The following is a 23,012-nucleotide window of genomic DNA, read 5'->3' as shown; positions in this document are numbered from 1 at the left end:
ACCCCAATAATCCCTCTCATTCAGAGATTACTCGAAGATCCCTCGTAGCTCATTCATTCCGTAATATTTGAGCTACAAGGGATCTTCGAGTAATCTCTGAAAAAGGGGGATTATTTCCTTAGGATTTCCCCAGCTTCTCGACAGGTTCTCATTATAAACCTAGTTCTACGCAGAGGTATACATTTCGACCCTATAAAAAGTTTCTGACGATATAACTTCTCTTCAAATACTTATTATACTTGATTTCGACACAATCCCAAGAAATTGGAAACGTGCTTTTCAGCATCCCACGTAACAGAGTGCTACATCAAAAACACACTTTTCGTATATTTTACAAGCCAAATAATTACACTTTTCCGAGAAAAATAATAAATCCGAATAATTACAACGCCTTTACGCAATCTAATGAAACATTTGCACAAACACCTATCAAACAAGGAACATGAACCATAATCCGATGGCCACCAGCTACCTCGACCAACTCTCCCTGTACCCCGGTTAATTCACCTTGAATCACACGTACACCAGATCCTACCGGAATTTTCCCATTCACAACTTCAATCATCTCCGCCCGTTCATTCAAAATCCGCAAACTATCCAACTGTTCGTCCGAAATCACAACCGGGCCTTGTTTCTCTTTTAACAACGCAATCACGCCCCCAATTGATAACACGGAAGGTAAATTTATTTCAGAAACACGGACAAAAATACACCCCGTAATCACAGGAACTTCCAACCTTTTCACCAATCCATCCCTCACAAACTCGACCTCTCGCACAGGTAAATAATTCTCGATTCCTGCTTGTTCCAAACGCTCCTTCACACGTTTTTCCGCCCGAGAAGCAGTGAAAACTGCATACCAATTCGTCTTCTCCATTACTCTCTGACTTCTAAATTTTCGGCTACCTGAATTTTATTTAAAACCTCTTCCATATGATGTTCTACACCTTCCTCTTCCATCTGGAAATCAATAGATTCATAGGTTGAATTTTTCGATTTAAACTCAGGTACGATACATTTCATTTGTTTCACCACGGCAAAATTATCTTTTGTCTGCAAAGCTATATCAAGAGCCTTTATCGCATCCGTAACTTCACTATAATTATATTCACGTACTTTGGCAATCTTTATTCGTTCATGCACGGTCGGCAAAGTTGTCTCCTTCACGTTAAGCACCTCCTCGTACAATTTCTCTCCCGGTCTCAAACCGGTAAAAACGATATGAATATCTTTCCCAACTTCATAACCGGAAAGTTTAATCATCTTACGAGCCAGATCGACAATCTTAACGCTCTTACCCATGTCAAAAACAAATATTTCACCGCCATTTCCCAACGCCCCCGCTTGCAAAACGAGCTGACATGCCTCGGGAATAGTCATGAAAAAACGAGTTATTTCCGGGTGAGTAACCGTTATCGGACCACCCGCCTCTATCTGTTTCTTGAAACGAGGGATCACTGAACCATTCGATCCCAAAACGTTCCCAAAACGAGTAGTAATAAAACGAGTATTCGCGATGCGATTCAATGATTGCGTGTAAATTTCCGCTATACGCTTACTTGCACCCATAACATTCGTCGGGTTCACCGCTTTATCGGTAGAGATCATCACGAAACGCTGGCAATCATACTTCACAGCACAATCGGCAACATTTTTCGTTCCGAAAATATTAGTTTTCACACCTTCAATCGGGTGTTTTTCCATCATGGGAACGTGCTTATAAGCAGCCGCATGATACACGATATTGGGATGATATGTTTTAAAGATTCCTTCCACCCGGCTCGCATCACGTACATCCCCGATCTCAATTTTATAATCCGTGAAACCACACTCTTCCTTCAGTTCCAGCTCAATATCATAAAGCGGAGATTCGGCCTGATCAAACAAAACGATCAAAGAAGGATTAAAATGCGTCAACTGCCGCACGATTTCACTCCCGATAGAACCAGCCGCCCCGGTCACCAAAACCACTTTATTCAATAATTGTTTCCGAAGATTGGTCTCCTCCATGTGAATCACGTCCCTCTCCAACAAATCTTCGATCTTGATATTCCGGATATGCCGCATACTTAACTCCCCGTTAATCCAACTTTCAAAACGAGGTACTTCGAGTACGTTCACATCAGCGGCCAAGCAGATCTCGACAATTTCCCGTTTTTTATCCGGAGAAATCATCTTTTTGGCGATGACCACCTTGTCCACCCGGTTACGTTTCAACAAACCGGGTAAAGACGACATCTTATAGATCTTGACCCCCTCGATAATCTTTCCCGCTTTCCGATCATTCACATCAACAAAAGCAAGAATATTATACGTGGCATCCTCCACGTTATCCATGGCATGTTTTGCCATGATACCGTATTCATCGCTACCACATATAATTACATTCTTTTTAGTACGCTCTGCACCAATATACTGTGCGAAGACTTTCTTCACGATCACCCGGCTCATAACCATCAAACTGGTCAGAAGAACGTACTCCGTGAGTAAAACGGAAACCGGTATAAAAAGATAATCATACAACAGAAAAAACACGCCACTACCCAAAAGAAGGGCAATCTCCCCTGCCGTCAACACGTAGTAGATGCGCAAAGCATCCTCCGTTCCCGTGAAACGTACTATTCCGGAATAAGTATGTCCCAACAAGAAACTGATCACCCGGATACCCACAATAACAAGGGCCCCGGTCAAGACAAAATCCAATCTCATCCGGTCAATCTGGAAATTGACCCAAATCAGATAGGCAACGCTAACTGCCATAATAGCAAGAGCCACGTCGATCAAAAATACAATCCATCGAGGAGTGTATGAGAATGAACGCAATGTCCTCATTCTATTCAGACCATTTGTGATAAGTGCAACCATAATTTTTTAATATAAAAATAAAACCTTCACGGGATAAACCTCCTAAAAGGTGGACACCCGCAAAGGTAATAGTAATAATATTAAAAAAAAAATTTTTTAGTAGGCCTTTAAAATATTAACCTCATCTTCAGTTAGGAAACGCCAGTGACCCCTGGGCAGATTTTTCTTCGTGATCCCAGCAAAAAAGACACGGTCCAAACGAAGAATCTGGTACCCCAAATGCTCGAAAATCCTCCGGACGATACGATTTCTACCGGAATGAATTTCAATCCCCACCTGTGTACGATCATCTTCCGCCACTCTCACGTCATCCGCCTGGATAAAGCCATCCTCCAAGTCGATTCCCTTACGAATAGCCTCCAAGTCGCCCGTTTGAACCACCTTGTCCAAGAACACGTGGTATATCTTTTTCTGGTTATACTTCGGGTGTGTCAATTTCTTGGCCAAATCGCCATCATTCGTGAAAAGCAACACTCCCGTGGTCTGGCGGTCAAGTCGTCCAATCGGGTACACGCGCTCTTTACAAGCTCCCTCGATCAAGGTCATCACGGTTCTACGTTCCAAAGGATCTTCCACGGTCGTCACGTAATCTTTCGGCTTATTCAACACCAAGTATACTTTACGCTCGGGAGTAATCACTTGATCATCTACCTCCACTCGATCCGTACGTTTTACTTTTACCCCAACTTGTTGCACGACTTCCCCGTTTACTTTCACCCGACCGGCTGCAATCAACACATCAGCATCACGACGTGAACACACCCCGCCTTTAGCGATATAACGGTTCAAGCGTAATTCTGTCTCCTGCCCCTCGTTCTTCTTGCGATATTCAATTTGTTTTTTCTTACTATACACACTTTTGGGAGCGCCATCCCCATCTGCCCGACGGGTAAACACTTTTCTCGCCGGACGATCAGAATAACGATCCCGACGATCATCCCCCTCTCTGCGATCCCGACGATCGCCACGATACCCTTCTCCACGTCCTCCTTCCTCACGGAAACCTCTTTCCCGACGTCCTTCCTCACGTCGATCATTACGATCCCTGTTTTGATAACGATTATCTCTTCTTTCTGCATTTTCATCCCGATCTTGAGGCCGCCTTTCACGACGCTCTCCACGATCGGAAAAACGATTGTTATCCCTGTTACCTCTCTCGTACGATCTTCTATTATCCCGATTCTCGTAACGATTATTATCCCGATCCCCTCTTTCACGGTTTCTATCTGAATCCCGGTAATAACGATTCCCGTTATCTCGATCTCCCGTACCCTCGTTACGCTCTCTCTCCCGTTCTTTGTTCAAATCACGGATATACCCGTGTCCTTGTTCCCGTCTCGGTCTGTCCGTGTTGAAACGGTTAGGTCTTCTTGTTTCGCTTTCTCCACCTTCACGGTTTTCGAAACGCGGTGTTCTGCTCCGACGATTCTCATCACGATTCTCGATCGGCCTTGTAATTCTAGGTCTTTTAGTCTCCCTATTCATATACTTACGTATAAATTTTTGATTTTAAATTTATGATTCTTGCTTATAGCCCTCATCGGCCTATTCTATTGATTGAAGATATGCACTCATTTTTCATACCTTCTTAATTATTCATTTTCAATTCTACATTTTCAACATTCAATTATTTCGGTGCCGCCCGGTATACAAATAACGCCACCACAGCAAATAACATATTCGGTATCCATACCGCTAATAACGGACTCATGCCTCCATTGGTTGCAAAAACCGTGGAAAATTGCATAAATAATATGTACGAGAAACTGATTAACAATCCCAATCCCAAATGGAACCCCATTCCTCCCCGAATCTTACGGGAAGCGATACATACCCCGATTAACGTCAATATAAATGTAGCGAAAGCGCCCGAAAACATCTTGTACTTCTCAATCTGGAACTCAACCACGTTACTACTTCCCCGCAATTTTTGCCGGGCGATGTATTCATCCAGTTCCGGTAATGTCAAGCGCTCCTTAATTTTCTTGGGGTCCTCGGAGAATTCCGCCGCACTAAAATTTAATAGCGTGTCAATAGTTTGTCCTGTCGTGTAAGTCTCCTTGATCCCGTCAAATTCCCGTAGCGTCCAGTTGTTAATCCGCCACTTCTCAAGTTCTTTATTCCATGAAATAGATTTTGCCGTCAACTTACTAACCAGCGTATCCTCCCGAAATACCTCGTAGGTAAAATCATTACCCCGGCTGGAATACACGTTAAAACTCGACATGTAGATAAAAACACCCGGTGCAATCTGCCGGTGAATATTCTCTTCCTTGTTACTATACTTTTTCCAAATATATTGCTCGGAGAACTCGATCCGCTTCTTGTTGGCATTCGGAATAATAAAAGCACTCAAAAGAAGTGACAAACAGGCAATCACCCCGGCCGATATCATGTATGGCCGGACCATTCTCCGGAAACTGATACCCGTACTTAAAATAGCAATAATCTCACTATTATAAGCCATCTTTGACGTGAAGAAAATAACAGAAATAAAAGTAAACAACGAGGAAAACACGTTCGCAAAATAAGGCACGAAATTCAGGTAATAATCAAATATGATCGCCTTCACGGGAGCCTCGTTCTCAATAAATTTCTCCAATCTCTCCGAAAGGTCGAAAACCACGACAATACTCAAGATCAGTACCATCGAAAAGAAAAAGGTACCTAGGAACTTCCGGATAATATATAAGTCTAATTTTTTCATTTTACGCTAGTTGCTTCTCAGCACTATAATCTTCTTGTAACTTTCTTTATCGTACTCTCTTTCCACGTCACGAAATCTCCTTCCAGTATATGTTTACGAGCTTCACGTACTAACCACAAATAAAACGACAAATTATGGATCGAGCAAATTTGTAGCCCTAAAATTTCATCCGCCTTGATTAAATGGCGCAAATACGCTTTCGAGTAATCATCATCTACAAAACTCAACCCGGCCGGATCAATACGACTGAAATCCTTCTCCCACTTCTTGTTCTTTATATTGACCACGCCCTCCGTGGTAAACAGCATACCATTTCTCCCGTTTCGGGTCGGCATCACGCAATCAAACATATCCACACCTAAAGAGATTGCCTCCAAAATATTCTCCGGGGTCCCGACACCCATCAGGTAACGGGGCTTATCCTGCGGCAAAATCCGGTTTACGACTTGAATCATCTCGTACATGACCTCAGCCTCTTCCCCAACAGCTAATCCCCCGATTGCATATCCCTCTCGATCAAGAGAAACAGCGTGTTCCGCTGCCTTTTCCCGCAAATCCCGGAAAGTACATCCTTGCACGATCGGAAAAAGCGACTGGTGATAACCGTACAATGGCTCCGTGGAATCAAGTCGTTTCACGCATCGTTCCAACCAACGCTGGGTCAGCTCCAATGAATTCTTCGCATAACCGTATTCACTCTGCCCCGGGGGACACTCATCAAATGCCATGATTATATCAGCCCCTATCTTACGCTGAATATCCATGACATTTTCAGGAGTAAACAGATGTTTCGAACCATCAATATGAGAACGGAAGACGACCCCTTCTTCCGTGATTTTCCGACAATCTCCTAAAGAAAAAACTTGAAAACCGCCACTATCCGTGAGGATCGGACGATCCCATGAATTAAATTTATGTAGTCCCCCTGCCTCTTCCAACACCTCTGTACCCGGTCGCAAATACAAATGATACGTGTTGCCCAAAATGATCTGGGCCTTAATATCTTCCTTCAACTCTCTCGCATGCACGGCTTTCACGGTTCCCACCGTACCCACAGGCATAAAGATCGGAGTTTCAATATTCCCATGATCCGTGGTTAACACACCACATCGTGCATCACTGTTTTTGTCTTTCGCTAAAAGGGTATATTTCATCTAATCATGATTTTGAGCGCACAAAGATAGGAATAATTAAATCTAAAATCATAAATCTAAAATTATTTATATCTTTGGTCCAAATTAAAAAAACAAAAAATAATTGTCATGAGGATGTTTTACAAGTTAATTGTATGTATGTTTATCGTGGGGTTTGCCCTACCCGGAAACGCTCAAAACAAGGGCAAAAAATTCACTCTGGAAGATTTTAACTTGACCTACACGTTCAGGACACAAGGTGTTTCAGGCCTCCGTTCGCTAAATGACGGGGAACACTATACAGTGTTGGAAGACAAAGGCAAAAAGCTGGTCATGTATAGTTACAAAACCGGGAAAGCCGTAAGCACTTTACTAGACTTGAACGATCCCAAGTACAAAGCTGTTCAGACTATCCAAGATTACGAATTCAGCCCGGAAGAAGACCGGATTCTGATTTGCACGAATATAAATCCGATCTACCGTCGTTCATTCACGGCAGACTACTTCGTGTTCGATTTTAAAAATAAGGAATTAAAACCTTTATCGGAAGGTGGTTCTCAACGTTTGGCAACCTTCTCTCCTACCGGAACGAAAGTGGCATTCGTGAGAGACAACAACATCTTTATCGCGGACTTACGTTTCGGTTCCGAAATTCAAATCACCTTTGATGGGAAATTTAACGAAATCATTAACGGAGCCCCCGACTGGGTATATGAAGAGGAATTCGGATTCAACAAAGCCTTCGAGTGGGCCCCCGACGGCTCTGCCATCGCGTTCATCAAATTTGACGAATCAGCCGTGAAGACTTACCACATGAATATGTTCAGAGGACAATATCCGGCATACGAACAAAATGCCCTTTATCCCTCAAACTATTCCTATAAATACCCGAAAGCCGGGGAAACCAATTCCATCGTGAGCGTCCACGTTTACGACATTAAAGATCGTGTCACCACCCCAATGAATATTGGTGAAGAGACAGATATTTATATACCCCGTATCAAATGGACAAAAGATCCGAAAAGATTAGCTATCATGAAACTGAACCGTTTCCAGAATCAACTGGAAATCCTGTTGGCCAATGCCCGCGTGGGAAGTACAACCGTGCTTTACCGGGAAGAAAATAAATATTATATCGCGGAAAGCAACTTGGACAACTTGATCTTCATGGAAGACGGGCAACATTTCATCATGAGTAGTGAAAAAAGTGGTTATTCTCACCTTTACTTGTATGCCATGAGCGGTAAAGAAATTCAGCCGATCACTTCCGGTAAATACGACGTGGTTGATTTCTACGGGTACGATCCGGTAAAAAAACTTTATTACTACGCCTCTCACGAAGAATCACCTTTGGAAAAATATATCTACTCTATTGACTTAAAGGGTAAGAAGAAGAAACTCACCCCGACAAAAGGATGGAATGAAGCAGAATTCAGTAAATCATTCAAATACTATATTAATATAGTATCTAACGCGGATATGCCTCACGTGTACACCCTCTATGCGGCAAACGGTAAAGCAGTCCGCACGCTGGAAGACAATGCCGCGTTGAAAACGAAACTAGCAGATTACAATGTTGCCAAAAAAGAATTCATACAAATCCCGGCAGCAGACGGAACCACCATGTTAAATGCATGGCTCATGAAACCTGTGAATTTTGACGCATCCAAGGCTTACCCGTTATTAATCATCCAGTACAGTGGTCCGAACTCTCAGCAAGTAAGCAATAGCTGGGGCATGGACTGGACACAATACCTCGCACAAGAAGGTTATATCGTGGCTTGCATCGATCCTCGTGGAACGGCTGCCAGAGGGGAAGAATTCCGCAAATGCACTTATATGCAACTCGGAAAAATCGAAAGTGACGATATGATCGCCGCCGCAAAATGGCTTGCCGGACAATCTTACATTGATGCACAAAAAGTAGGTATCTGGGGCTGGAGCTTTGGTGGATTCATGTCATCACTTTGCCTTATGAAAGGGAACGACGTGTTCTCCACGGCTATCGCCGTTGCTCCCGTTACTCACTGGGGATTCTACGATTCCATCTACACGGAACGCTTCATGAGACGCCCGCAGGATAATCCTTCCGGCTACAATGACAACTCCCCGATCAACTGGGTAAAACATTTAAAAGGAAACTTATTGTTATGCCACGGAACTGCTGACGATAACGTACACGTGCAAAACACCTACGAATTATCCGAGGCTCTTGTACAGGCAAATAAACAATTCGATATGCAGATTTACACCAACCGTAACCATAGCATATACGGCGGTTACACCCGGTTACAACTGTATACCAAATTTGTAAACTATTTGAATCAACATTTGAAATAAAATTTCAAATGTTGATTCAAGTTACAGGTTGGCAGGTTACAAGTTACAGGTTTAGCGTCAACGCTTGCACGTCAAGAACCTGTAACTTGTAACTTACCAACCTGAAACAAAAAAAACAGATAAGTTGTGATTCGGTCACAACTTATCTGTTTTTTTTATATCTTGCAAACGATAGAAATAAACATGATCTCAGCGTAATTATCTTCGGGATAACCAAACTGAAATCTTAAATCATAAATTTAAAAATAAAAACGTTATGAGTAAATGTATCTGTACGTTAGAACCCAAAGCCATCTGGGAAAACTTTTATAAACTAACTCAAGTTCCACGTCCGTCAAACCATGAAGAAAAAGCCAGAGAATTCGTTATGAATTGGGCAAAAGAAAACGGAATCCATGCTGAAATGGACGAGGCTAACAATATATTATTGAGCAAACCGGCAACCCCGGGAATGGAAAACCGCAAGGGAGTTATCCTGCAAGGTCACCTGGACATGGTTCCTCAAAAAAATGAAGACAAACAACACGACTTCACCAAAGATCCTATTGAAGCATATATCGACGGGGAATGGGTAACAGCAGACGGAACCACTCTTGGAGCAGACAACGGTATCGGTGTTGCCACCGGAATGGCTATTCTATTATCAAAAGATATTCCTCACGGTCCGGTTGAAGTGTTAATCACGGCTACCGAAGAAACCGGAATGGATGGAGCAAACGGCATCCGCCACAACTGGTTAAAAGGAGACATCTTGTTAAATCTTGACTCTGAAACAGAAGGCGAATTGTATGTTGGTTGCGCCGGAGGTATTGATGGAGAAATAGCATTCGACTACACTCCCGAAGCCGTTCCCGCAGAACACAAAGCATTCCAATTATCATTGAAAGGATTAAAAGGTGGTCACTCCGGGATGGACATCAACTTGGGTAGAGGAAACGCCAACAAATTATATTTCCGTTTCTTGAAAGCAGTCAGCAAAGAATTAGACCTCCGTCTTTCTTCCGTATCCGGAGGAAACATGAGAAACGCAATCCCGCGTGAAGCTTTCGGAATCATAACTGTTCCGGCTGCCAATGCAGACAAATTCCTAGCTAAAGTAAAAGAATACGAGGGAATATTTAAAGCTGAATTAAGCGCTAAAGAACCGAATCTCACTTTCTTTGCAGAAGAAACAGCTCTTCCACAAAACGTGATGCCGGTAAAAGTACAATATAACCTGATAAATGCCATCAAGGCTTGCCCGAATGGTGCCATGAGAATGATTGATTCCATGCCGGACACGGTTGAAACATCCAACAACTTGGCGATCGTGAAAGGTGGAGAAGGAAAGATCGAAATCTACATGTTAATGCGTTCTTCTGTTGAAACTGCAAAAACATCGTTAGCTCAAGTAGTAGCATCTGTATTTGAACTGGCAGAAGCAAGCAAGATCAACTTTACCGGAGAATACCCGGGATGGAAACCAAATCCGGATTCAGCTATCCGCAAAGAAATGGAAGAAGTTTACATGAAATTATACGGTAAGAAACCGGCGATCATGGCTATCCATGCCGGATTGGAATGTGGTATCCTAGGATCTGCCTACCCACATTGGGACATGATTTCTTTCGGACCGACCATCAGTTCTCCTCACTCTCCGGACGAGAAAGTGAACATCGAATCTGTAAGTAAATTCTGGGAATTCTTGAAAGCTACATTAGCTGCAATTCCTACGAAATAATTAAATAAAAGGGGTTGTCCAAAAAGTCATTTAATTTCAAAAAACTCCTCCGTCACTTCGTGCCACCTCCTCTATAAACAGAGGAGGAGCTGGTGACTCTTCCTGAAGACAGGGAGTATTTCAACTCTCCCTCTGTTTATAGAGGGAGTACGGCGAAGCCGGGAGGGAGTTTGAAAAATGACATTTTGGACACCCCCTTTTCCCATTTTCCCGAAAAGAATAAAAAGCCGGAACCCTCAAATAAATCAAGCGTTGCCGATACGTAAAACACTAGAAATTGTTTCAAATTTTCCTCACTTTCAAGCCATTTACTCTATTTTTAAATATTTTAACCACATCGTATTGTTTTCTGTATTATCTTTGTATGGAAAATTCATATTATTAAAACATGACTTTAAAGAAATTGACACTACCGGAACTCTTGAAAAATAGCTGTTCCAAGTTTTCAAAAAATTTATCTTTAAATTTTGTCGCAAGCGGAAAAAGAACTTACCAAGATCTATATAACGAAGTTGTATCTATTGCTAACCACTTACTTCATCTAGGTGTAAAGAAAGGAGACAAGGTTGCCATTTTAAGTGCGAATATGCCGAACTGGGGAATCACCCAATTTGCCATCGCAAACATCGGAGCCATTGCCGTACCGATCTTACCGGGATTCTGTTCTACAGAACTCCAGAATATATTGGAACATGCAGAGGTAAAAGTGATCTTCGTTTCCCGCCTACTGGCAAAATGTTTGGAAGGAGTAAAAACACCATTCCTTGAGCATAAAATCCTGATCAATAACTTTGCCACCATGCCGGAAGGATGCTACCAACCGGAAGACTTGGATAAATTGGTCCCGGATATTAATTTGAATAATACAACCCCTCTTCCCGAAGTTTCAATTGAAGAAGAGGACATTGCATCAATCATTTACACCTCCGGTACAACAGGATTCTCGAAAGGAGTAGTCTTAACACACAAAAACTTGGTATGGGATGCACGTCAGTGCCGTACCATTCAACCTGTAGATGAAACCTACCGTTTCGTAAGTATTCTGCCCATGGCACATACTTACGAAAACACACTGGGACTTTTGTTGCCCTTGATGTTCGGAGCACAAGTATATTATCTGGATCGAGTACCGACCCCCAAATTACTTGTTCCGGCAATGCAGAAAATCCGTCCTACGGTAGTTTTATCCGTACCCTTGATTATAGAGAAAATTTACAAGTCGCAAGTGTTGCCTAAATTCACCAGTTCGAAATTGATGAGCAAGCTCTACCAATTCGCTCCGGCTCGTAAATTATTCAACCGATTGGCAGGAAAGAAACTAATGGAAACCTTTGGTGGGGAACTAAAATTCTTCGGAATCGGTGGTTCTAAACTGGATGGTACCGTGGAGCAATTCCTTCGGGAAGCTAAATTCCCCTATGCTATCGGTTACGGACTTACTGAAACAGCTCCTATGGCTGCAGGTTCCAACCCGTCACAGACCTTCCTTCAAGGAGTAGGTCCCGTCATGGAAGGTGTGCAAATTAAAATCAACAATCCCGACAAGAGCGGACAAGGTGAAATCTGGATCAAAGGTCCTAACGTGATGAAAGGATACTACAAACGTCCGGAACTCACTGCGGAAACCTTCACGGAAGACGGTTGGTTCAAAACGGGAGACTTGGGTTCTTTCGACAAGAAGAATAGATTAGCTATCCGCGGAAGGATCAAAACCATGATTCTCGGTGCATCCGGAGAAAACATCTACCCGGAAGAAATCGAATCTATCATTAATAATTTCCGTTTCGTGAACGAATCCCTCGTAGTGGAAAATAGCGGTAAACTGGTAGCAATGGTCCATTTTAACATGGAAGAACTTGAAAAACAGTACCAGAAATTGAAAGACCAAGCCGGGAACTACAAGGAAAAAATCAACGACTACATTGAAGAACAAAAACAAGAACTACGGGATTACGTGAATGCCCGGGTGAACAACTTCTCAAAACTACAACTTGTACTCGTACAACATGAACCTTTTGAAAAGACTCCCACTCACAAAATCAAACGTTTCTTGTATTGCAAATAATACAAAAAAATCGGGTTTTTAGGAACCCGATTTTTTATTTCTATCATTTTACCTGAAAGTCCAGCAAACATTCCCCGTCTAAAAGCACCCGAAGGTGATCTCCTATTGATAAATTCCTTTGTCGAAAAACACCTCCACAAAACAAGAAGTCTCCTATTTTCAACATATAATACTCAGACATTGCTGCAAGTGTCTTCTCCGGTTTTTGCGAAATCTCACAAACTTTACGTGTGAAAACGCTCTCATCGTTCAATTCAAATGAAAAGATCATATCTCCCAGCGAGACGTCCACCAATGATTTCATCGGTGAAATTGCCGCCGAAGAATCAAAAGCCATTGCCGCTGTAGGAGACAAAGAAGCCGCCAACAATTCTCTTTCCAGATTATCCGCATAGAAACGGATCCCCACCCCCACCTCCTCGTAATACCGTCCGGCAAAACGCTCGGCCACGTGTTTTCCGATCTTCCCAACCCGTAATACTATTTGCGGTACACAACTCAACTCCGTGGCAAAAGCCGGAACATAGAAATCATCATTGTTTCGCAGGAGGGCATTATCGCCAATGACATTATAGGCAACCTCACCCGCCTCATTATACTCCGCACAAAGTAATTTCATCTCTACAATCCAAAATTTAGAATCAAACTTTCAATTATCACAGAATCACCAATTCATCCAAAGACCGTTTCGGCACGTGGTGAGATCCGTCCGTTTCCCGCCAGTACTTGTAATCACCGTCTTTCATCTCTTCCAACACCACCGTTTCTTTCGGTTTACCCAGTGCGATAACATACATGACCTTCAAATGCTCCGGCAGTTGCAACACCTCTCGCAACGACTCATTCTTGAAAGCCTTGATAATACAACCGCCATATCCTTTCTCCACGACTCCCAACAATATAGTCTGTGCTTGAATCCCGTCATCACACAAACAGTTCTCCACGATAGAAGTATCCAACAATTGGATCAAATAAGCTGCCGGGCGTTCTCCCTCTTCCGGACCATCCCAATCTTTTAGATAGCCAGCCCATGCTAAATTAGGAAACACCTTACCACACAAATCGGCATCCGCCACCACCTTGTATTTCAACGCCTGTGCGTTTCTTCCCGAAGCACAATACCGAGTCAGTCCGACCAATTCCGCCAATTCCTCCCGTGTGATCCGAACGTTCTGAACAAAACGACGGTAACTTCTATTTTTTAATAACAGTTCTTTCAGCATAAATCTATATTGAATCTAATGATTAAATTGTAAATTTGTTCCGAAACAAAAATAGTAATAAAATATGAATTCGTTTCTTCATCTCCTGGCAAAAGATCTGATTCAGAAATATGGCCACAATTTTGACAACCTGACCATTCTGTTCCCGAACAAACGAGCCGGACTATTCTTAGCTCAAGAACTGGCCCAACTGATTGATCGTCCCGTGTGGATGCCGGAAATACTGACGTTAAGCGAATTCATAGAACGCCAGACCGGACTGAAAAAAGCCGAAGAACTGACTCTTATCATCAAACTTTACAAGACCTATCAAGAATATGCCGGAACGACCGAACGTTTTGACGATTTCTATTTTTGGGGCAATATGTTACTTGGGGATTTCGATGACATAGACAAATATCTCGTGGACGCCAAAGACCTCTTTTCCAACATCACGGCATTGAGGGAAATTGAATCCGCCTTCCCCTACCTTACCCCGGAACAGGTGGAGTTTATTCAAAGTTTCTGGCGGAGTTTCAACTCGGAAAAATACAGTCGGGAACAACAGGAATTTCTAAACGTATGGGATAAACTCTACCCGACCTATACCCGTTTTAAGACAAAACTACTCGATGAAAACTTGTGCTACGAAGGTATGGGGCAACGTCTATTCTGCGAACAACTCTCCCAACATCACACGGATCGTCAACTGATATTTGCCGGATTCAATGCCTTGAATCAATGCGAAAAACGGATATTTTCCTATTTCCGGGATAACCGACAAGCCCTCTTCTACTGGGATTACGACTTGTACTATTCGGCAAACGACAACCACGAGGCAGGCATTTATATCCGGGAGAACATGAAACTGTTCCCCAATGCCCTGGGACTGGAACATTTCAACAACTTCAGGTACAACGACAAAGCCATCGAGTACATCTCTGTTCCCTCAACCATCGGACAGGCCAAACTGATCCCGACACTGATTGAACAAATCCACCCGGAACGGCAAGATTCATACACGGACACGGCCATCGTCCTTTGCGACGAAAGCTTACTCACCCCGGTCATACACTCCATTCCCGACACGATCGACAAAATCAACATCACGATGGGGTACCCGGCACAGAACACGTCTGTTGCCGCCTTGATTGCCATGCTGGGAGATTTAAAGCATTATGCCAAGAAAGAGGGAGAAATGACCCATTATTACTACAAACCGGTCATCGCCCTGTTGAACCATAAACTAATAAAAAGTTCCTGTTCGGAAGATATTCCCAAGATCACGAATTACATTAACACGAACAATATCGTGTACGTGGCAGAAAAAAGTCTTCAATTCAGCGAAATCACACGAGCCATATTCTCCTCGTCGGAAGAGAACTTGCTCGATTACCTGTTGCGCATTTTGAAACAACTGATTGCTTCCATACAGCCCGAAAGCCATGAAGGACTAGCCATCGAAAAGGAATTTCTATTCACGATTTTCACGACGATTCAAGGCATTAAAAATACCTTTATTGAAGAAAATATTATCCCGGACAATAAGTTTTACCTGCAAATTATTCACAAGATATTACAAGGTGTGTCCATCCCATTCTCCGGAGAGCCGCTAGAAGGAATGCAGATCATGGGATTGATGGAAACCCGTATGCTGGATTTCAAAAACTTGATTATCCTGTCTGCCAACGAGGGAATTCTGCCGAAAGGCGGACACGCCTCGTCATTTATCCCCTACAACCTGCGACTGGGATTCGGATTACCAACTCCGGAACACATGGATGCCCTTTTCGCCTATTACTTTTACCGCCTCTTGCAACGGGCTAAAAACATCAAACTATTGTACACAGATATCACGAAAGGCATGAGTAGCGGCGAGATGAGTCGTTTCCTTTACCAGATAAAATACGAATCGGGACTACCCATCCGGGAAGTCCATTTCCAAAACAAAATATCGGTTCAGGACAACCCGACCATTTCCATCCCTAAAAATCCGTCGATCCTGGAGAAACTGAAAAGTTACACGGATGAAAACGAACGGGGAATCTCGCCATCCGCGCTCAACACGTACATGGAGTGTCACCTGAAATTTTATTTCAAATACATCGCCCGGATCAAAGAGAAAGAAGAGATGGCCGAAGAGCTGGATCACCGCCTGTTAGGGACTATTTTCCATCAAAGTACACAATCTCTCTACCAAACTTTCCCTAACGGGGAGATCACGGCAGAAGGTCTCGATGCCTTGATGAAAAACGATTCACTGATTGAACAACACATTCAGGCTGCCTACGAAAAGTTATACGACACGACCGTGTCCAAAATGTTGGAAAGCGGGGCCAATGACCTTGTATTATCTGTCGTGAAAAAATACGTGAAGAAGGTTTTCGAATTTGATAAAACGTTATGTCCTTTCCACATCATTTCCATGGAAAGAAAATATCGTATGCCCGTCACGATTTCCGCTTTTGACCAGCCCACAGTGATCTACGTGGAAGGAGACATCGACCGGGTTGACCGGGTCGCCCAAGGAACCCGTGTCATAGACTACAAAACCGGAGCCGACAAAACCGATCTTAAAGACCTGCCGTCCATCTTTGATTCAAACAACAAACAGCGAAATAAAGCGGCTTTCCAAACCTTGCTCTATTGCATGATGTACGAGTACGAAAATCCGGGTACAGACCCGATTCTTCCGGGAATATACAGCACGAAGTTGCTTTTCACGCCGAATTACAGCTATCTGTTGAAGTGTAACAAAGAACCGATTCTTCGCTTTAAACCATACGAACCGGAATTTCAAGATCTACTCGTGCAATTATTAGAAAAACTCTTTTCACCCGAAGTACCGTTCACGCAAACGGAATTACCGGAAAAGTGCCGTACTTGCTCGTACAACGAAATCTGTAAACGGAAATAAAAGAAAGTTGGGATCATTCCGAAAAGAGTTCGGCGGGAAATAAGTCGGGATGGACGTTTCTCTCTCCATTCTCCTCCGTTTCAAAGCCACTTGAGCTGATCGAATATGATGGGTAGGGTACACGTCTTTAGTTGCCACGTACGGGCTTATTTCCCAATAAACACGCCCCGAACTCTCACGTGACACGGGTACTATACCTGTTCCTTGGCTTTCAAATAAAAAGGAAGCCGGGATTCCAGATGTTCCCGAACAAAAAACTCCAACTCATCATCAGAATACATGGCCAATAAAGGCCGATTAGTGCGTTGCCGTTTCAAGCGATCGACAATAACAAGAGATGACGTGTTCAAGAAAACAGTCGTTCCCTCTTGGTTCATATAATCCATATTGTCAAAGAAACAAGGTGTTCCCCCTCCCGTGGCCAGTACAAATTCATCCGTCTCGTTACATATTTCATGCAAGATTTCCCGTTCCCTCTTCCGGAAATACTCCTCTCCCTCCTTGGCAAAAATCTCCGAAATCGACCGTCCCTCTCTGCTCTTGACACTCTCGTCCAGATCCAGAAAAGGAAGTCCTTTATCTTTGGCCAATTCCTTCCCGAACGTGGACTTGCCACTCGCCATATATCCCACGATAAAGTACTTCATACTTTTCACTTCCGGCATTTATTCAAAATCCAACTTCATCTGCGTCTCGTCACTCAGCATATCCGGGTTCGTGATCTCGAAATCAATGTCGGTCGAAGCCGTTTCCTCGCTTTCCTCCTCACCGCTATCCAAAGGTTCGATCTCGTTGATCTGTTTTACCTCGTAAGTCGTCACCCGCTTTCCGCGAGCCTTGTACGATTTCTCGGCAATAAACTCATCCGCAACAATCACCTCAGCCGGACGACTTTCGTAACGTCCACCAAACACAACCTCGAACCGAGGTCGCTTTTCACCGCTCAAGGCTACAAGATACGAACCTTCCGTTTCCCCGATAAACAGCGTATGACGCACCACATTCTCGAAACGGAAACGTTTCAAGTAATAGAATTGTTGTTCCGCATCAAAGAAAACAGCCGACCAGACTTTCTCCGGTTCATACTTCTCAAGCACCGAGAATCCCTCCTCGTAGTGATTACTCAAATCATAATCCGTCGTGTAGTAAGTACCGTTTTTATTCACCACCAGAATCCGGTCCTCTCCCTGAAATTCTCCCAAGTAACGGCCACGCCCGTCAGTATTCAGCCGCAATACATCCTCGTCAATCCATATCTTCCGACCTCCCAGCGTGGATGCCCCTTTCTGTACCAATGAGATCTTGTGAATATCATTCTTACTCAACACGTTTCCCTGCGAGTCACGTCCCTTAATCGCCAAACCTGCAAAATCATACTCGAACACCAGTTTCTTCATGCCTGGTTTCGGTTTCAAGCATACCTTGATCACCTCGGCCTCCCCGTTCGGGTTAGCACTGAAATACAGCACCCGTGACCCCTGCGTACCTTTCGTCAAGTTATATTGCTTATCGCGGGTCGTTCCCGTCACGAAGAAACGTTTCACGTAAGACGGTCCCACTTTACCATCCCGGTAGGCCACGTTATATATCGTACGCTTATCATTCTTCTTGAACACATTCACGTACAGCACGTCTTTTCCCACGAACAACTTATCCGCCACCTTGGTCACGTAATACGTACCATCCTTCCGGAACACGATTACATCGTCAATATCCGAACACTCGCAGATAAACTCGTCCTTCTTCAAGGCCGTCCCGATAAAACCTTCCTCCCGGTTGATGTATAACTTTTCGTTTGCCACCACGACTTTCGTGGCCTCGATATTCTCGAAATTCCGAATTTCCGTGAGACGTTCCCGACCTTTACCGTACTTTTTCTTGATATTTTCGTAATAATTGATCGAGTAAGGAATAATATGCTCGATGTCAAATTTCACCCGGGCAATCTCCTCTTCCAATCCCTTAATATAATTCTCAGCCTGTTCCGAGTTGAACTTCAAGATTCGTTTCATCTTGATCTCCAACAAGAGCTTTATATCGTCATCCGTCACCGGACGAATCAATTCTGGCAAGAACGGTTCCAAGCGTTTCCGCACGTGAACCACCACCTGATCAATCGACTCGCTCTCCTCGAATTCTTTATCCTTGTAAATACGTTCTTCAATAAATATCTTTTCCAGAGATGAATATTGCCAATCCGTCTCCAACTCGCCCAGCTTAATCTTCAACTCCAACAACAACAAGGCCACCGTTTCGTCCACCGATTTCCGTAAAATATCGGTAATCGGCATGAAAATCGGCTTATCATTCTCGATCACGCACGAGTTCGGAGAAACCGACAACTCGCAATCCGTACAGGCATACAAAGCATCTATCGTCTTGTCGGAAGAAACTCCCGCGGCCAGATACACCAAAATCTCCGCTGTTGCCGCCGTGTTATCATCAATCTTCTTGATCTTGATCTTTCCCTTCTCGTTCGCTTTCAGAATCGAATCGATCAAGGCCGAAGTCGTCCGTCCGAAAGGAATTTCCGTGATCCGCAGAATCTTATTCCCGGCGTCTTTCTCTATCTTTGCCCGAATTTTCACCACTCCCCCGCGCAACCCGTCATTATATTTCGACACGTCGATCATTCCCCCCGTCGGGAAATCCGGGTATAAAACAAAATCTTCATTTTTCAAATAAGCGACACAAGCATCCAGCAACTCGTTGAAATTGTGCGGCAATATCTTCGAGGCCAATCCCACGGCAATACCTTCCACTCCTTGAGCCAACAACAACGGGAACTTCACGGGCAACGTCACCGGCTCTCTTTTCCGACCGTCGTACGACAGCTTCCAGTTCGTTGTCTTCGGGTTAAAAGCCACCTCCAAGGCGAACTTCGAAAGACGTGCCTCGATATAACGTCCGGCTGCCGCATCATCTCCCGTCAGGATATTTCCCCAGTTTCCCTGGCAATCCACCAACAGATTCTTCTGTCCCAACTGCACCAACGCATCCTTGATTGAGGCATCTCCATGCGGGTGATAAGCCATCGTACTCCCCACGATATTGGCCACCTTATTAAACCGCCCGTCATCCATCTCCTTCATCGCGTGTAATATACGACGCTGCACAGGTTTTAACCCGTCGTTCACGTAAGGCACCGCACGTTCCAGAATCACGTAGGAAGCATAATCCAAGAACCACTTCTCGAACATTCCCGACAAATGCTGAATCGACCGCACCCGGCCGTTTTCTTCCTGTTGCTCCGGCTCCACATTCTCTACTTCCCCGTTCTCTATTTCCTCGCTCATATTAATTGAAAATTGAAAGTTGCAATCTAAAATCTAAAATTTAAAATCTAAAATCATAAAATGGTTAGATTTCATCCTTCTCCACGTACAAATTATCTATAATAAAATCCTGCCGCTCGTTCGTGTTCTTTCCCATGTAATAGGATAGGATCGTACTAATCGGGTCCTGCTTTGTCATGCGTACCGGTTCCAAACGGATGTCTTTCCCGATAAACCCACCGAACTCGTCCGGAGAAATCTCTCCCAAACCTTTAAATCGCGTGATCTCCGGTTTCGGTCCCAACTGCTTGATCGCCTTCTCTCGTTCCGCATCAGAGTAACAATAGCGTGTCTCCTTCTTATTCCGCACCCGAAACAACGGGGTCTGCAAAATGTACAAATGCCCTGACCGTACCACATCCGGGAAAAATTGCAAAAAGAATGTCAACAGCAACAATCGTATGTGCATCCCGTCCACATCCGCATCCGTGGCGATAATAATATTATTATAACGTAATTCTTCTATTCCATTCTCGATATTCAACGCTGCCTGCAAAAGATTGAACTCCTCGTTTTCGTACACGATCTTCTTGGTCAGCCCGTAGGAATTTAACGGTTTACCCCGCAAGCTAAACACGGCCTGCGTGTTCACGTCCCGCGACTTCGTGATAGACCCACTGGCAGAATCCCCCTCGGTAATGAATATCGACGATTCAGTCTTCCGCTCATGATTGGAATTGAAATGCACCCGACAATCCCGCAACTTCCGGTTGTGCAGGCTCACCTGCTTGGCTCGTTCTCTCGCGATCTTCTGGATACCGGACATCGCCTTCCGCTCCTTTTCCGTCTCGACAATCTTGCGTAATAACAACTCTGCCGTGTCCGGATTCCGGTGCAGGTAATTATCCAGCTCCTTCGTCACGAAATCAAAAATAAAATTACGCACCGAAGGACCCTCCGGAGCTATATCTTTAGAACCTAACTTTGTCTTCGTCTGCGACTCGAACATCGGTTCCTGTACTTTTATGCTGATCGCCGCAATAATCGAAGTACGAATATCAGCCAAATCAAAATCTTTCTTGTAAAAATCACGGATCGTCTTCACCACGGCCTCCCGGAAAGCAATCAAGTGCGTACCTCCCTGCGTCGTGTGCTGACCGTTCACGAAAGAGTAGTACTCCTCCCCGTACTGCCGTCCGTGTGTCATTGCCATCTCAATATCATTTCCCCTCAAATGAATGATCGGGTACAACCCCTCCCCACTCATATTCTCTGACAACAAGTCATACAACCCTCTCTTGGAATGTAATTTCTGACCGTTGAAATTGATAGTCAACCCGGAATTCAGGAACACGTAGTTCTTGAACATGGCCTCCAGGTAATCCATGATGTAATGGTAATTACCGAACAACTCCTTGTCCGCAATGAAAGTCACCAACGTACCATTCGGTTCCGTGGTCGGGGCCACCTCCTGATCTTCCACGATCAGCGCCTTGTTGAATCGCACCCGTTTCGTCTCCCCGTCCCGGAAGGACTGGATGATAAAACTCTCGGAAAGGGCGTTCACGGCTTTTATACCAACACCGTTCAATCCCACGGATTTCTTGAAAGCCTCGGAATCATACTTGGCACCCGTATTCATCTTCGAGGCCACGTCAATCAATTTACCCAACGGAATTCCTCGTCCGAAATCCCGTACCGAAACTGTCCGTTCCTCCACCTTGATAATAATCTCGCTCCCCGCTCCCATCGCAAACTCGTCAATACTATTATCCACCACCTCTTTAACCAGTATATATATTCCATCGTCCATTGCCGCTCCGTCCCCCAATTTTCCGATATACATACCGGGGCGCAAGCGTATATGTTCCCTCCAGTCCAGCGTCCGAATAGAATCTTCCGAATAGTTCTCTACCATAAGTTATCCATGTTTTGCACAAAAATAATCAAAACTCCGCAATTTAAAATCTAAAATCTAAAATTTAAAATCATAAATCGTAAATCATAAATCTAAAATTTATAGGAGATTTCCTTAAAGCCATATACCCGCTCATTCCCCTCCACGTCCTCCAACACCAGCTGTCCGAACTCGTTTACCCCCCGAATCGATGCCCGGAACATTCCCCGTTCATCCTCCCAATCATATACTCCCTCCCGACGGTACAACACCTTCAAAAAATCACGTTCCAACCCCTCGTAATCCCGTATTGTTTCATATCGCTTTCCAATACAATCCAGCAACTCCTCCAACGCACGCTTCACGGGAATTTCCTTCCCGATCAACTGAAACAAGGAAACCGGATTCGGTGCATCCGACAAGAAACGTTCCTGATTAATATTCACCCCGATACCGCACAAAGAACCTCCCACGTAACGCCCCATGATGGAATGTTCGATCAATATTCCGGAAATCTTCCGATCCCCCACGTAAATATCATTCGGCCACTTCACGGAACACCCGCTCACGTAACGGGAAATAAAATCACAAGCGCCCAAGGCAATCACCATCGACACGGCAAACTGTTGTCCCGCCGGTAACTCTCGCGGCTTAAACACCACCGTCATGGATATATTCTTCCCCGGCTCGCTCTCCCAATGATTCCCGACTTGTCCCCGTCCCTGCGTCTGCCTGTATGTCAAAATCACCATCTTATCTTCCAACTCGCTCCACCCCACACGTTCTGCTTCCGTGTTCGTGGACTCCAACTCCTCGTATTCCCTCACCCGAAAACCGCTAACTTGATATTCTTGCATCATACTTACCACATTTGTTTTTTCAAGCCAAAAG

At 44.2% G+C, this 23,012-nt stretch carries 15 protein-coding genes; 4 read left to right on the top strand and 11 right to left on the bottom strand.

Going from position 1 to position 23,012, the window contains the following annotated elements; translation table 11 throughout:
• Window positions 1-382: 382 nt before the first annotated feature.
• The 5 genes from F1644_RS19950 to tgt form a co-directional block, all read right to left on the bottom strand.
• Window positions 383-877 carry a UpxY family transcription antiterminator gene (locus F1644_RS19950; RefSeq protein ID WP_118304234.1) on the bottom strand — a complete coding sequence of 165 codons (495 nt, stop codon included), beginning with the start codon at window positions 875-877 and terminating at the stop codon, window positions 383-385.
• Entirely contained in the window at window positions 877-2,865 is a 1,989-nt protein-coding gene (locus F1644_RS19945; RefSeq protein WP_229128231.1) for a polysaccharide biosynthesis protein, read from the bottom strand. Before F1644_RS19945 ends, F1644_RS19950 begins: the two co-directional genes overlap by 1 nt.
• 96 nt (window positions 2,866-2,961) lie before the next feature.
• Window positions 2,962-4,350, bottom strand: coding sequence for a pseudouridine synthase (locus F1644_RS19940; RefSeq protein WP_118304236.1), 1,389 nt, complete (start codon window positions 4,348-4,350; stop codon window positions 2,962-2,964).
• 142 nt (window positions 4,351-4,492) lie between these two features.
• Window positions 4,493-5,572 carry an LptF/LptG family permease gene (locus tag F1644_RS19935; RefSeq protein ID WP_027199888.1) on the bottom strand — a complete coding sequence of 360 codons (1,080 nt, stop codon included), beginning with the start codon at window positions 5,570-5,572 and terminating at the stop codon, window positions 4,493-4,495.
• A gap of 23 nt (window positions 5,573-5,595) precedes the next feature.
• A complete protein-coding gene (tgt, locus tag F1644_RS19930) occupies window positions 5,596-6,726 on the bottom strand; it encodes a tRNA guanosine(34) transglycosylase Tgt (RefSeq protein WP_118304237.1) in 1,131 nt (376 codons plus the stop codon).
• 108 nt (window positions 6,727-6,834) lie between these two features.
• Here tgt and F1644_RS19925 point away from each other — a divergent pair, with 108 nt between their 5' ends.
• The 3 genes from F1644_RS19925 (at window position 6,835) to F1644_RS19915 (ending at window position 12,830) form a co-directional block, all read left to right on the top strand.
• A complete protein-coding gene (locus F1644_RS19925) occupies window positions 6,835-9,045 on the top strand; it encodes a S9 family peptidase (protein ID WP_229782415.1) in 2,211 nt (736 codons plus the stop codon).
• Window positions 9,046-9,301: 256 nt separating this feature from the next.
• Window positions 9,302-10,765 (top strand): aminoacyl-histidine dipeptidase, encoded by a 1,464-nt coding sequence (locus F1644_RS19920; protein ID WP_118304239.1) that lies wholly within the window; start codon window positions 9,302-9,304, stop codon window positions 10,763-10,765.
• 388 nt (window positions 10,766-11,153) lie between these two features.
• Window positions 11,154-12,830, top strand: a complete 1,677-nt coding sequence (locus F1644_RS19915) for an AMP-binding protein (RefSeq protein ID WP_118304240.1) — start codon at window positions 11,154-11,156, stop codon at window positions 12,828-12,830.
• Window positions 12,831-12,873: 43 nt separating this feature from the next.
• On the opposite strand, the gene F1644_RS19910 is transcribed toward F1644_RS19915, so the two are convergent.
• A complete protein-coding gene (locus F1644_RS19910) occupies window positions 12,874-13,449 on the bottom strand; it encodes a fumarylacetoacetate hydrolase family protein (protein ID WP_118304241.1) in 576 nt (191 codons plus the stop codon).
• A 37-nt stretch (window positions 13,450-13,486) separates the two neighbouring features.
• Window positions 13,487-14,053 carry a nitroreductase family protein gene (locus F1644_RS19905; protein WP_118304242.1) on the bottom strand — a complete coding sequence of 189 codons (567 nt, stop codon included), beginning with the start codon at window positions 14,051-14,053 and terminating at the stop codon, window positions 13,487-13,489.
• Between the two features lie 64 nt (window positions 14,054-14,117).
• Here F1644_RS19905 and F1644_RS19900 point away from each other — a divergent pair, with 64 nt between their 5' ends.
• Window positions 14,118-16,949, top strand: a complete 2,832-nt coding sequence (locus tag F1644_RS19900; protein ID WP_168044253.1) for a PD-(D/E)XK nuclease family protein — start codon at window positions 14,118-14,120, stop codon at window positions 16,947-16,949.
• Window positions 16,950-17,140: 191 nt separating this feature from the next.
• Here the strand turns inward: F1644_RS19900 and F1644_RS19895 are convergent, their stop codons facing one another.
• The 4 genes from F1644_RS19895 to F1644_RS19880 form a co-directional block, all read right to left on the bottom strand.
• Entirely contained in the window at window positions 17,141-17,596 is a 456-nt protein-coding gene (locus F1644_RS19895; RefSeq protein ID WP_230328312.1) for a shikimate kinase, read from the bottom strand.
• 18 nt (window positions 17,597-17,614) lie between these two features.
• Entirely contained in the window at window positions 17,615-20,245 is a 2,631-nt protein-coding gene (locus F1644_RS19890; RefSeq protein WP_087422430.1) for a DNA gyrase/topoisomerase IV subunit A, read from the bottom strand.
• Between the two features lie 64 nt (window positions 20,246-20,309).
• Window positions 20,310-22,142 (bottom strand): DNA topoisomerase IV subunit B, encoded by a 1,833-nt coding sequence (locus tag F1644_RS19885; protein WP_168044252.1) that lies wholly within the window; start codon window positions 22,140-22,142, stop codon window positions 20,310-20,312.
• A 92-nt stretch (window positions 22,143-22,234) separates the two neighbouring features.
• Window positions 22,235-22,981 (bottom strand): biotin--[acetyl-CoA-carboxylase] ligase, encoded by a 747-nt coding sequence (locus F1644_RS19880; protein WP_229782417.1) that lies wholly within the window; start codon window positions 22,979-22,981, stop codon window positions 22,235-22,237.
• Window positions 22,982-23,012: the final 31 nt, after the last annotated feature.

Source organism: Butyricimonas paravirosa, from assembly GCF_032878955.1.
GTDB lineage: Bacteria > Bacteroidota > Bacteroidia > Bacteroidales > Marinifilaceae > Butyricimonas > Butyricimonas paravirosa.
The sequence above is the reverse complement of the archived record's forward strand: the minus strand, read 5'-3'. Positions and strand labels throughout refer to the sequence as shown.